This window comes from Pseudomonas sp. SDO524_S393 (assembly GCF_054071875.1).
The window spans coordinates 15,296-27,965 of the sequence record NZ_JBSVVZ010000078.1 but is presented as its reverse complement, the minus strand read 5'-3'; the positions used below and the strand labels follow the sequence as shown (position 1 = coordinate 27,965).

Annotated in this window: 12 protein-coding genes; 6 read left to right on the top strand and 6 right to left on the bottom strand. The window is 61.3% G+C overall.

What is annotated here, in order from left to right:
• Positions 1-142: 142 nt before the first annotated feature.
• Positions 143-1,342 (top strand): formaldehyde dehydrogenase, glutathione-independent, encoded by a 1,200-nt coding sequence (gene fdhA / locus ACW9IB_RS25485; protein ID WP_060753358.1) that lies wholly within the window; start codon positions 143-145, stop codon positions 1,340-1,342.
• A 267-nt stretch (positions 1,343-1,609) separates the two neighbouring features.
• On the opposite strand, the gene ACW9IB_RS25480 is transcribed toward fdhA, so the two are convergent.
• A complete protein-coding gene (locus ACW9IB_RS25480; RefSeq protein ID WP_457415951.1) occupies positions 1,610-1,975 on the bottom strand; it encodes a hypothetical protein in 366 nt (121 codons plus the stop codon).
• A gap of 264 nt (positions 1,976-2,239) precedes the next feature.
• Between ACW9IB_RS25480 and ACW9IB_RS25475 the strand changes: the two genes are divergently transcribed.
• Positions 2,240-2,812, top strand: a complete 573-nt coding sequence (locus ACW9IB_RS25475) for a DUF2780 domain-containing protein (protein ID WP_457415950.1) — start codon at positions 2,240-2,242, stop codon at positions 2,810-2,812.
• Here the strand turns inward: ACW9IB_RS25475 and ACW9IB_RS25470 are convergent.
• On the bottom strand, positions 2,809-3,696 hold the full coding sequence (locus ACW9IB_RS25470) for an acyltransferase (RefSeq protein WP_457415949.1): 888 nt from the start codon (positions 3,694-3,696) through the stop codon (positions 2,809-2,811). The genes ACW9IB_RS25475 and ACW9IB_RS25470 overlap by 4 nt on opposite strands.
• A 173-nt stretch (positions 3,697-3,869) precedes the next feature.
• On the opposite strand from ACW9IB_RS25470, the gene rloA2 reads away from it, so the two are divergent.
• Genes rloA2 through creD form a run of 4 tightly spaced genes read left to right on the top strand, consistent with a single transcriptional unit; the run spans position 3,870 to position 7,912 of the window.
• Entirely contained in the window at positions 3,870-4,370 is a 501-nt protein-coding gene (gene rloA2, locus ACW9IB_RS25465; protein WP_457368738.1) for a retropepsin-like aspartic peptidase RloA2, read from the top strand.
• 9 nt (positions 4,371-4,379) lie between these two features.
• On the top strand, positions 4,380-5,048 hold the full coding sequence (gene creB / locus ACW9IB_RS25460; RefSeq protein WP_457415948.1) for a two-component system response regulator CreB: 669 nt from the start codon (positions 4,380-4,382) through the stop codon (positions 5,046-5,048).
• Positions 5,048-6,487 (top strand): two-component system sensor histidine kinase CreC, encoded by a 1,440-nt coding sequence (creC, locus tag ACW9IB_RS25455; protein ID WP_457415947.1) that lies wholly within the window; start codon positions 5,048-5,050, stop codon positions 6,485-6,487. Before creB ends, creC begins: the two co-directional genes overlap by 1 nt.
• A 51-nt stretch (positions 6,488-6,538) precedes the next feature.
• Positions 6,539-7,912, top strand: coding sequence for a cell envelope integrity protein CreD (creD, locus tag ACW9IB_RS25450; RefSeq protein ID WP_457415946.1), 1,374 nt, complete (start codon positions 6,539-6,541; stop codon positions 7,910-7,912).
• Positions 7,913-8,003: 91 nt separating this feature from the next.
• Here the strand turns inward: creD and ACW9IB_RS25445 are convergent, their stop codons facing one another.
• The 4 genes from ACW9IB_RS25445 to ACW9IB_RS25430 all read right to left on the bottom strand — a co-directional run bounded on the left by ACW9IB_RS25445 (position 8,004) and on the right by ACW9IB_RS25430 (position 12,529).
• Positions 8,004-8,633 carry a glutathione S-transferase N-terminal domain-containing protein gene (locus ACW9IB_RS25445; RefSeq protein WP_457368734.1) on the bottom strand — a complete coding sequence of 210 codons (630 nt, stop codon included), beginning with the start codon at positions 8,631-8,633 and terminating at the stop codon, positions 8,004-8,006.
• Between the two features lie 141 nt (positions 8,634-8,774).
• Positions 8,775-8,957: a hypothetical protein gene (locus ACW9IB_RS25440; protein ID WP_457415945.1), complete on the bottom strand. Its 183-nt coding sequence runs from the start codon at positions 8,955-8,957 to the stop codon at positions 8,775-8,777.
• Positions 8,954-10,057: a PepSY-associated TM helix domain-containing protein gene (locus ACW9IB_RS25435; RefSeq protein WP_457368732.1), complete on the bottom strand. Its 1,104-nt coding sequence runs from the start codon at positions 10,055-10,057 to the stop codon at positions 8,954-8,956. The genes ACW9IB_RS25440 and ACW9IB_RS25435 overlap by 4 nt, the downstream gene beginning before the upstream one ends.
• A gap of 63 nt (positions 10,058-10,120) precedes the next feature.
• Entirely contained in the window at positions 10,121-12,529 is a 2,409-nt protein-coding gene (locus ACW9IB_RS25430; protein ID WP_457415944.1) for a TonB-dependent siderophore receptor, read from the bottom strand.
• Between the last annotated feature and the right edge of the window lie 141 nt (positions 12,530-12,670).

Genomic DNA, 12,670 nt, shown 5'->3' with positions numbered 1-12,670 from the left:
AACCCGATCAAATGTGGGAGCTGGCTTGCCTGCGATGAGGCCCTGACAAACAACGCAAAAACAGCATCTGTACCCGAGCACTCAACGCGCTGCCCGCCCAACGGGCAACGCAGTTCCATAAAAACAACAGCGAGGTGAAAGCATGTCTGGTAATCGTGGTGTCGTGTATCTCGGCAACGGCAAGGTCGAAGTACAGAAAATCGACTATCCCAAAATGCAGGACCCCCGTGGCAGGAAGATCGAGCACGGCGTCATCCTGCGCGTGGTGTCCACCAACATCTGCGGCTCCGACCAACACATGGTGCGTGGCCGCACCACTGCCCAGACCGGCCTGGTACTCGGACACGAGATCACCGGTGAGGTGATCGAGAAGGGCAATGACGTCGAAAACCTGAAGATCGGTGACCTGGTTTCCGTACCGTTCAACGTCGCGTGCGGTCGTTGCCGCTCGTGCAAAGAGCAACACACCGGCGTGTGCCTGACCGTCAACCCGGCCCGTGCCGGTGGCGCCTACGGCTATGTCGACATGGGCGACTGGACCGGCGGCCAGGCCGAATACGTGCTGGTGCCGTATGCCGACTTCAACCTGCTCAAACTGCCGGACCGCGACAAGGCCATGGAGAAAATCCGTGACCTGACTTGCCTCTCCGACATCCTGCCCACCGGCTACCACGGCGCCGTCACCGCCGGCGTCGGCCCGGGCAGCACCGTGTACATCGCCGGTGCCGGTCCGGTTGGTCTGGCGGCTGCCGCGTCGGCCCGTCTGCTGGGCGCTGCCGTGGTGATCATCGGTGACGTCAATCCGATCCGCCTGGCCCACGCCAAGGCCCAGGGTTTCGAGATTGCCGACCTGTCCAAGGACACTCCGCTGCACGAGCAGATCGCCGCGCTGCTGGGCGAGCCTGAAGTGGACTGCGCCGTCGATGCCGTAGGCTTCGAAGCCCGTGGCCACGGCCATGAAGGTGTGAAAGCCGAAGCGCCGGCTACCGTGCTCAACTCGCTGATGGGCGTGGTGCGCGTGGCGGGCAAGATCGGTATTCCGGGCCTGTACGTGACCGAAGATCCGGGTGCTGTGGACGCCGCCGCCAAAATGGGTAGCCTGAGCATTCGCTTCGGCCTGGGCTGGGCCAAATCCCACAGCTTCCACACCGGCCAGACCCCGGTGATGAAGTACAACCGCCAATTGATGCAGGCGATCATGTGGGATCGCATCAACATTGCTGAAATCGTGGGTGTGCAAGTGATCAGCCTGGATGATGCACCGCGCGGTTACGGCGAGTTCGATGCGGGCGTGCCGAAGAAGTTTGTGATCGATCCGCACAAGTTGTTCAGTGCGGCTTAGAGACCGGACGGAAAAAGGGCGACTTTGGTCGCCCTTTTTTACAGTGGTCATCGTTTCTATGGGGTTCTTGTTGTCGTTGCTTGATTAATGGTTCTGCTCACGGTGTTGTGTGGCGGTAATTACCAACTCTGCATCACGTCCGACTCCAATCCCGTGGCGCGCGACGAGTAAGAAGGCGCCACAAGTGGAGTAAGACGGCAACAGGGACGTTTTCAACATTTCAGAAAAAGTCTTCACAGGTCCAGGCCCATGCTGACAATGGGTGGTTCACTTGAGCGTGGTGAGCCGCAGATAGGGATCCGCCACCTCGCCGTTTTTTATCTGGCGTTTTCCTCCGTAGTCGCAATGAACCTTACCTTCACGCACGTTGACTGCCTCGGCCTTGAGCTCGTACTCCGGTGTCAGGCAGTCGTCGCTGGTCGCGGCGGTTTGCCCGGTCCAGGTTTTGCCGTTGGCAGTGGCGGTGTATTGATAGCCCTCGCCGTACGGCGGGGGCAGGTCGGGGTCTGTGTAGGGGGTGGAGTGGATATCTCGCGGCGCCGGGCATTGGCCGATATCACTGGCTTGCGCGCGCGGTTGCTGGCTGGTGAGGGCGCGGAATATGACAAAACCGTTAGGGATCAATCCGAACATGAGGGTTACAGCTCCTGAGTAGGTAGGCCTGATAGAGGCTGTCTTGGGTGGGCTGTAACGACGCTTGGGTTCCGGGGAATCGGGAGCCGCAGGAATGGGAAAGGGCGACACACAGCAGCCTCCCATAGGGGGAGTGGTGTCAGCAGGTCATTCGGATGCAGACTTTTCTGAACTGTTCTCGATAGGGGGTTCGCAGTGGGAACATTTTTTCGGGAATGTCAGTCAAACGCCTGCTTTTAGCTCCTACATTCAGAGGTTGTCTTGATGAAGATTTCTCGCGGTATTGTCCTGTCCTGCCTGTTGACCGTGGCCGCCAGCCCGGTGTTTGCCGCAGGTTTCAGCCTCGGTGACGTGGCCAACGCCGTTTCCGGCGCCCAGGGCAGCAACAACAAGGCGGCTGCCGCTGCGCCGAGCTCCCAGACCGCCGGTCTGCTGAGCGCCCTGACCTCGCAACTCAATGTCACCCCCGAACAAGCCGTGGGCGGTACCGGCGCCATGCTGGGCCTGGCCAAGAACCAATTGAGCAGTACTGACTATTCGCAACTGGGCAAAAGCGTGCCCGGCCTGGACCAACTGTCAGGGAGCAATTCCCTGGGCAGCCTCGGCGCCTTGAGCGGGATGCTCGGCCAGAGTGGCGGCAGCAAGACCAGTGGCCTGGATGGCGTGCTGGGCAACGTGAAGAACACCAACGACCTGAACACCGCGTTCAGCGCGCTGGGCATGGACAGCGGGATGGTCGGGCAGTTTGCGCCGGTGATCCTGCAATACCTGGGCGGCCAGGGTGCCAGCAGCTCGGTACTGGGCAAGCTGGCCCAGGCCTGGGGCACCGGCGGCTAACGGTGCTCCGCGCGCAGTTGCTCGATGCGCGCGTCTTTCTCGCTCCAGAGCTGGTTCACCCAGTTCTGGACGGTCTGGCGAAACGCCGGATCGTTCTCGTAATCGCCCTGCCACAGCGCCGGGTCCAGCTCCCGCGTGCGGATATCGATGATTACCTTTGGTACCGACCCGCTGATCAAGTCCCAGAACCCCGGAATTTTCGCCTGCGGATAGACCACCGTCACGTCCAGCACGGCGTCCAGTTGTTCGCCCATCGCCGCCAGCACAAACGCCACACCGCCTGCCTTGGGCTTGAGCAGACGAACGAAGGGTGAATCCTGCTGCGCGCGCTTGGCCTCGCTGAACCGCGTACCTTCCAGGTAATTGACCACGGTCACCGGCTGGCGCTTGAACAACTCGCAGGCTTGCTGGGTGATCTTCAAGTCCTGTCCCGCCAGTTCCGGGTGCTTGGCCAGGAACGCCTTGGTGTAGCGTTTCATGAACGGGTAGTCCAGCGCCCACCAGGCCAGGCCCAGGAAGGGCACCCAGATCAGCTCTTTTTTCAGGAAGAATTTGAAGAATGGCGTGCGCCGGTTAAGGGCCTGGATCAGCGCCGGGATGTCCACCCAGGACTGGTGGTTGCTGATCACGAGGTATGAAGTGTCACCGCGCAGGTCTTCGCCGCCGCGAATGTCCCATTGAGTGGGGATGCACAGCGAGAAGATCAGCTTGTCGATTTCGGCCCAGGTCTCGGCTATCCACATCACCGCCCAGGACATGTAGTCGCGAAAGCGGCCGGGGGCGACCAGCTTGAGCAGGGCAAACACCATCAACGGTCCGAACAGTACCAGAGTGTTGAGCAACAGCAGCAGGGTGACGAAACAGCCGGTGAGCAGGCGGCGCATAGGCAACTCTTGGGGTTATGTGGGCGGGCCATGATAAGCAGCTTGAGTCTAGAGGCCAAATCGCAAATCAGCGGACGAATGTTTCACGATGTGGCGCGTGGGAACGATCGATCTAACTAAGCGCCGCGTTTGCGGTCTAGAATCCGCCTACTTCTTTCCGAGGAAATCACGTCGTGAAATTGCTCCTTGCCGCGTTCGCCCTGGTTGCCTTGCCGGTCATGGCCGCCGAACCGACCCTCTACGGTCGCTACGAATACATCCAGTTGCCGGAGATCGGCCAAACCTTCAAGGCCAAGATGGACACCGGCGCGCTGACGGCCTCGCTGTCGGCCCGCGACATCGAAACCTTCACCCGAGACGGCGATGACTGGGTGCGCTTCCGCCTTGGCGGCAAGGACGCTTCCAACAAAGTCTACGAACATAAAGTGTCGCGCATCAGCAAGATCAAGAGCCGCGCCGACGAAGACGACGACAAGGACGAAGCCACGGTGGCCAAGCGCCCGGTGATCGACCTGGAAATGTGCTTGGGCGACGTCAAGCGCACGGTCGAGGTCAACCTCACCGACCGCAGCAGCTTCAACTACCCCTTGCTGATCGGCGCCAAGGCCCTGCGTGAATTCGGCGCAGCGGTGAACCCGGCACGTCGTTACACTGCCGACAAACCGGACTGCTGACGGACCCCCATGGCGCATATCCTGATTGTCGAAGACGAAGCGGCCATCGCCGACACGCTGTTGTTTGCCCTGCAAGGCGAGGGTTTCACCACCACCTGGCTGACGCTCGGCCAGGCGGCGCTGGAGCACCAGCGCCAGACCCCGGCTGACCTGGTCATCCTCGACATCGGCCTGCCGGACATCACCGGCTTTGAAACCTGCAAGCAACTGCGCCGCTTCAGTGAAGTGCCGGTGATGTTCCTCAGCGCCCGGGATGGCGAGATCGACCGCGTGGTAGGGCTGGAGATCGGCGCCGACGATTACGTGGTCAAGCCGTTCAGCCCACGGGAAGTGGCGGCGCGGGTACGGGCGATCCTCAAGCGGGTCGGCCCGGGCGTGACGCCGGCGGTGTTCCAGGTGGACCTGGACCGCATGCAGATCAGCTACCGTGGCCAGGCCCTGAGCCTGACCCGGCATGAGTTCCGCCTGTTGCACAGCCTGTTGGAGCAACCCGAGCGAGTGTTCAGCCGCGAGCAGTTGCTGGACGCGGTGGGCGTGGCGGCGGATGCCGGCTACGAGCGCAACATCGACAGCCATATCAAGAGCCTGCGCAGCAAGTTACGCAGCGTGGCGGCGCAGGCCGAGCCGATCCAGACCCATCGCGGCCTCGGCTACAGCTACAGCCCGAGCAACAGCTGATGCGCCTGGGGCTGCGGATCTTCCTGGTGTATGCGCTGTTCATCGGCCTCACCGGTTACTTTGTGCTCAACACGGTGATGAAGGAAATCCGCCCCGGCGTGCGCCAGTCCACCGAAGAAACCCTGGTGGACACCGCCAACCTGCTGGCCGAAGTGCTGCGCGATGACGTGAAGAACGGCACCCTCGGGCAAAGCCATTGGCCGGAACTGCTCAAGGCCTACGGCAATCGCCAGCCGGGGGCGACCATCTGGGGCCTGCCGAAAAACCAGGTCAACCATCGCATTTATGTGACCGACGCCCAGGGCATTGTCCTGCTCGACTCCACCGGCGAAGCCGTGGGTGAGGACTATTCCCAGTGGAACGACGTCTACCTGACCCTGCGCGGCGAATACGGCGCGCGTTCTACCCGCAGCGAGCTGGATGACCCGGCGTCATCGGTGATGCACGTGGGCGCGCCGATCCGCGATAACGGTCGCATCATCGGCGTGGTCACGGTGGCCAAGCCCAACAGCTCGTTGCAGCCATATGTCGACCGCACCGAACGCCGCTTGTTGTGGTACGGCGCCGGTCTGGTGGTGCTGGGCCTGCTGCTCGGTGCGCTGTTGTCGTGGTGGCTGAGCGTTGCGTTGCGTCGGCTCACGGCGTACGCCGAAGCAGTCAGTGAAGGTCGGCGTGCCGAGTTGCCCCATTATCGCGGTGGTGAACTCAAGCAGTTGTCCACCGCCGTGGAGCACATGCGCACCCAACTGGAAGGCAAGGCCTACGTCGAGCATTACGTGCACACCCTGACCCACGAACTGAAAAGCCCGCTGGCCGCCATTCGCGGTGCGGCGGAGCTGTTGCAGGGGGATATGACCCGCGCGCAGCAGCAGCGCTTCGTCGGCAACATCGACAGTGAGAGCGCACGCTTGCAGCAGTTGATCGAACGCCTGTTGAACCTGGCGCAAGTGGAACAGCGCCAGGGCCTGGAAGAGCAGACGAGCATCCCGCTGGCGGCCTTGGTCGATGACGTCATCAACGCCCAATGCGCACGGATCGAAGGCGCGGGCTTGCACGTCGAACAGACGATTGGCGCGCAGGTGAAGGTGTTCGGCGAACCCTTCCTGTTGCGCCAGGCCCTGGGCAACCTGCTGGACAACGCGCTGGATTTCACACCGTCCGGCGGCATGCTGAGGTTCAGTGCGCAAACGCGCCACAACGCTGTGCACGTCAGCCTGTTCAACCAGGCCGCGCCGATTCCCGATTACGCCTTGCCGCGTCTGAGTGAGCGTTTCTATTCGCTGCCACGCCCGGCCAGCGGGCGCAAAAGCACCGGGCTGGGCCTCAATTTTGTCGAGGAAGTGATGAAGCTGCACGGCGGCACGTTGCAGATCGGCAATGTCGAGGACGGCGTGCAGGTGGTGCTGCATCTCCACACAGTCTCCACATTGCCCACATAAAGCGCCCACACGGGCTGCGCAGACTCTCCCCATTCAAACAGGGAGAGACCCATGAACCGCAGCCTGCTTTTCAAACTCGGCGCGATTGCGCTGTTGATCCTGTTGTTGCTGATTCCGTTGTTGATGATCAGCGGCATCATCGGCGAGCGTCAGCAATTGCGCGACGGCGTATTGATGGACATCGCCCGCAGCTCCAGCTATGCCCAGCGCGTCACCGGCCCGGTGATGGTGGTGCCTTATCGCAAGACCGTCCGCGAGTGGAAGCTCAATGAAAAGCTCAACAAACGCTACGAAGTCACCCGTGAAGAGCGCGGCCGTCTGTATTTTTTGCCGGACCGATTTGAACTCGACGGCCAGGTGCAGACCGAACTGCGTGCGCGGGGCATTTACCAGGCCCGGCTGTTCCACGCCGATAACCGCATCAGCGGGCGTTTCGAGCTGCCAGCTCAGTTGGGCATCACGCAAGACTATGCCGATTACCGCTTTGAGCCGGCGTTTCTGGCGGTGGGCATCAGCGATATTCGTGGCATCGAAAACGCACTGAAACTGGAACTGGGCAACCAGCGCCTGGACTTCGAGCCCGGCTCCGACGTGGACTGGCTGGGCGAGGGCGTGCACGTAGTGCTGCCGGAGCAGGACCGCCTGAAACCGTCGCTGCTGGAGTTCGCCTTTGACTTGCGCCTGCAAGGCACCGAGCAACTGCAAGTGGTGCCGGTGGGCAAGACCAGCCAGGTGTCGCTTGCGTCCAACTGGCCGCATCCCAGCTTTATCGGCAACTTCCTGCCGGCCCAGCGTGAGATCACCGACAAAGGTTTTACCGCGAATTGGCAGACCTCGTTCTTTTCCACCAACCTCGAACAGGCCCTGCAAAGTTGCCTCGATGGCCAGAGCTGCAACGACTTCAATAGCCGCAGCTTCGGCGTGAACTTCATCGACCCGGTGGACCAGTACCTCAAGAGCGACCGCGCGATCAAATACGCGCTGCTGTTCATCGCCCTGACCTTTGCCGGCTTCTTCCTGTTCGAAGTGCTCAAGAGCCTGGCGGTGCACCCGGTGCAGTACGCCCTGGTGGGGTTTGCGCTGGCGTTCTTCTACTTGCTGTTGCTGTCGCTGTCCGAGCACATCGGCTTTGCCATGGCCTACCTGATTTCGGCGAGTGCCTGTGTGGCGTTGATCGGTTTCTACGTGTGCCATGTGCTGCACAGTGTGGTCCATGGCCTGGGCTTTTCGGCGGGATTGGCGGCACTGTATGGCTTGTTGTACGGGCTGTTGAGTGCCGAGGATTACGCGCTGCTGATGGGCTCGCTGCTGCTGTTCGGCCTGTTGGGCACGGTGATGGTGCTGACGCGCAAACTGGACTGGTATGGCGTGGGCAGACGCAAGGCGGTCGAGCCCCTGCAGTTCGACCTGGAGGCGGTGCAATGATCGGGTTGCGTGAGGATCAGCAGATGAAGGTGCAACTTGTCGACTACCTCAACCACGCCACCGCCGCTCCCACAGTGGATCGCGGTGAGTGTCAGGCTGGCGGTTGTGTCTGCTGCAACGAAGGCCTTTGGCTGACTTCGGCGTACCAGGCGGCGAGCTGTGGGTTGTCCGCGCGCCATTGCATGTCCGGGTGGCGGAAGTCCAGGTAACCCAGGGCACAGGCGACGCTGATGGCGGCGATGTCGAAGTGGCTGGCCAGTTCGGCAATCGCTTCGGATTCCAGCTCGGCGAGGGTACGACGGATCTTGTTGCGTTGTTCGTCGAGCCACTGGTCCCAGTGCTTTTCCACCGGACGCAGGGCGCTTTCGTAACGCACCAGCACGGCGGCATCCATGATGCCGTCGGCCATTGAGGCCAGGGTCAGACGGCGCCAGCGGGCCGAGCCGTCGCGGGGGATCAGCGGGTTGCCGACGTGCTGGTGGTCGAAGTAATCGAGGATCACCCGGCTGTCATGGATCACACTGCCGTCGGCCAGGCGCAGGGCCGGGATCTTGCCCACGGGGTTGCCTTGCACCACCTGCGCGTCCGGGCTCACCGGGGTCGGCATGCAGCTGTGCAAGGCCACGCGGTCCTGCTGGCCGGTTTCCAGCAGCAACACGCGGACTTTACGCACGAAGGGCGAAGCGGGGTTGTGGAACAGGGTCATGCTGGGAGCGGACATGGGTAAACCTCACGTTGGGCAGTGGCTAGCCTAGAGATATTGCGGGTGTTTTTGAAGGCCCCTTCGCAGGCAAGCCAGCGCCCACCGGTTGATGTGTGAACGCGGTCAAATGTGGAAGCTGGCTTGCCTGCGATGACGGCCTCAACCGCGCCGCTTAAACAAACCCCATACACCAATGCCAGCAGGAATCCCCAACCCTACCCAACTGAGCGAATCCCACAGCCCATCCCCCAGCAACGCCGCAAACAAGCCGGCCGCACTGAGCAGGCCGATCCCCAGCGGGATGCCGAACACTTTCCAGAAACTCGATTGACGCGGCCTCATGCCTTGGCCGCCTTGCGCCGCACCATCCACAGGTACACGCCGCTGCCCAGCACGATGATGGTCAGCACATCCAGCACCGCCCACAGGATCTTCATCGGCATGCCGCCGTAGTCGCCGAAGTGCAGGGGCTGGGACATGCCCATGGCGTCCATGTACCACGGGCGTTCGGCGATGGCGGTGACGGCCAGGGTGCTGGCATCGATCAGCACCGGCGTGAGCAGGTGCGAGGTAAGGTGGGTGCTGCCTTTCATGAACACCGCGTAATGGTGCTCACTGGAAAACCGCGTGCCGGGGAAGGCGATGAAGTCGGGCTCCATGCCGGGCGCGGCCTTGGCGGCGATGGTCAGCAGCTCGGTCGCGGGTGCGCGTTGGGTCAGCGGCGGCGCGTTTTTGTAAGGCTCGATCATGGCGCTGAGGCTTTCGGTACGCCAGGCGGCGATGATCAGGTCGGCACAGGCGCTGATCACGCCGGTGACCCCCACCACCAGCGCCCAGGTCAGGGTGACCACGCCGATCAGGTTGTGCAGGTCGAGCCAGCGCAGGCGAGTGGATTTGTCCTGGCGCACGGTGGCGAACTTCAGGCGGCGCATGAACGGCAGGTACAGCACCGTGCCCGAGACAATCGCCACCACAAACAGAACGCCCATGAACGCCAGCAGCAACTTGCCCGGCAGGCCGGCGAACATGTCCACATGCAGGCGCAGCAGGAACAGCGTGAGCCCGCCGTTCGCCGCCGGGGTTTCCAGGGCCTGGCCGGTACGCGCATCGAGCATGAAGGTGTGGGACGAATTGGGCTCGGTGCCGGCGGTGGCGGCCATGATCGCGATGACGCCATTCTTGTCGTCTTCGTCCCAGGCCAGGTACTGCAAGGCGTCGCCAGGGCGATGGGCCTGGGCGGCGTCAACCAACTGTTGCAGGTTGAGCTGCGGCGTGTCGGCAGGCATTTGCGCCAGTTCCGGCTCGTTGCCCAGCAGATGGTCGATCTCGTGGTGAAACACCAGCGGCAGGCCGGTGAGGGCCAGAAGCAGCAGGAACACCGTGCAGATCAGGCTGGTCCAGGTGTGGACGAAGGACCAGCGGCGGATGGTTTTGCTTTTCATTTTTAGTCCAAATGCAAAAGGGTCACGGAGCTTCCGTGACCCTTGAGTGACCGCATCAGCGGTTTACCATTTGTAATTCACCGCTGCCACGACATTGCGCTCATCACCGTAGTAGCACCAGGCACCGTCGCAGGTCGACAGATAGTCTTTGTTAAAGATGTTCTTCGCCGTGACATCAACCGAAACCCCCGCAAGTGCCGGGTTGAACCGGCTCAAGTCGTAATGCACTGCTGCGTCGTACACGGTGTATGACCCGACATGTCCGTTAGCCGTGTTGGCGGTGTTGCCGTAAGTGTCACCGACATAACGCACGCCGGCACCGACGCCGAAACCGTCGAGCAGGCCCGAGTGCCAAGTGTAGTCAGACCACAATGACGCTTGGTTACGTGGCACCAGCTTTATGCGGTTACCTTTGTCGTCACCCTTGAGAATTTCGGTGTCAGTGTAAGTGTACGAACCCACCAGCTTCAGGTTGTTGGTGACTTCGGAAGTGGCTTCCAGCTCCAGGCCGTGCACGCTGATTTCACCAATTTGGCTGGTGATATTGTTTTGCGTTACCGAAACATTCTGCTGGCGCAAGTCAAACACTGCAGCGGTCAGCAGCGTTTTGCTGCCCACGGGCTGGTATTTCACGCCGACTTCGGTCTGTTTGCCTTCCGTTGGTTTGAACGATTCAGTGGCACTGGCGCTGGCACCCGCGGTGGGTTGGAACGACTCGGTATAGGAAATGTACGGCGTGATACCCGAATCGAATACATAACTCAGACCAGCGTTGCCGCTGAAAGCTTTGTCGCGCTGGGTGTTGGTAGCGTCGTTGAGGTTGAAGAAGGTGGTGCCGGTATGGATCCAGTCTTCACGGCCGCCCAGGGTCAGGCGCCATTTGTCCAAGGCGATTTGGTCCTGAACATACAGGCCGGTCTGTACAGTTTTCTGGTTGTAATCATAGAAGGTGAATGGCGCACCCGCCGGGCGTGGCTGATTGTAAACCGGTCGATTCGGGTTGATGCTCGCCGCGCTGCCTTCGATCCAGTGGTAATCGGTGGTGCTTCGCTGGCGGTCCAGGCCCAGTAATAGGGTATGGCTTAGGGCGCCGGTCTGGAAGTCAGCCTGGAAATTGTTGTCCACAGCCAATTGCGAGATGTCTTCATCCACTTTGTCGTAGATGCGCGCGAGCATGCCGTCCGCGCCAACGGCCGTGTCGCCGTAGCTGGAGTAGGTAGTGTTGAAGGCCAGTTCGCTCTTGGTGTAACGCAAGTTTTGCTTGAATTGCCAGATATCGTTGATGCGATGGTCAAAGGCATAGCCCAGCGCGTAGTAAGTGCGGTCGTAGTAATCCTGGTCTGGTTCGCCAAGATTTTTATGATGGGAGATCTTGCCCGCTGGTGAGCCAAGCTTGGTGCCTTGCAATGGCAAGAATTGACCACTGATGCCTGTGTCGTCACGGGTGAATTGTGAAAGCAGAGTCAGGTGGGTGTCGTCGTTTACGTTCCAGGTCAGACTGGGCGCAATGTTGTAACGCTTGTCTTCGATATGATCGATAGGTGTCCCGCTGTCGCGGACTACACCATCGACACGGTAAAGAAACTGGCCTTCTTCATCGATTTTGCCGGTGCTGTCGAAGCTGATCTGCTTACGATTGTTGCTGCCGACTTCGGCACGTACGGCGTTGCTACTCTCTGCTTGCGGGCGACGACTGATCATATCGAGCATGCCGCCTGGAGGTGTTTGGCCATAGACCGAGGATGCGGGACCACGCAGTAAAGTGATGCGGTCCAGGTTCCAGGTCTCCTGTTTCGGGTTGGCGTAGGACCCCTTTGGCAACGGCAGGCCGTCCAGAAACTGAGTCGGCTCGAAACCACGAACGCGCAGCCAGTCGGCGCGAGAGTCGCTGCCGTAGCTACTGGCGATCACGCCGGGCATGTAGCGTACGGCGTCGTCGAGGTTTTGAACGCCACGGTCTTCCATCTGGGCTCGGGTGACCACGGACATTGAGCGGGGGGCCTCGATGATCGGTGTATCCGTCTTGGTGCCCGCAGCGGTACGCGTCGCCACATAACCGTCTACTGGCCCCCAGGCGCTTTCATAGGTGCCTTGCCCCGTGATGTTAGTCACCGGCAGCGCCATCACGCCTTCAGGAACCGCCACCAGGGTAAAGGTGCCAGCGCTGCTCTGCTCCAGTTGCAGTCCGGTGCCACGCAGGGCCTCACGCAGGGCGCCCTGTGCGTCGAACTGGCCCTGGACCGGTGCCGAGGTCTTGCCCGAGGCGAGCGCCGGGTTGAGGGTCAGCGCGAGGCCGGCCTGGCTGGCGATCTGGTTCAAGGTGCTGGACAGTGGCGCCGCCGGCAGGTTGTAGGCGCGCACGCTGGACGCTTGCTCGGCGGCGATCACCCAGGGGCTGGCCAGCGGAGTGCTGAGGGCAATGGCCACGGCTAACAGGCTGGGGCGCAACAAGGTGTCTAGCGTGCGGGACATGGGGCGGCTCCTGAATGGAAATATTTCGCAATTGCCTGGGAGCCGAACGAGAATCGAAAAGTGATAGGGCGGGGAGAAAATATTTTTTTGGGTTGTGCTTGAGGGCCTCTTCGCAGGCAAGCCAGCTCCCACATTTGATTG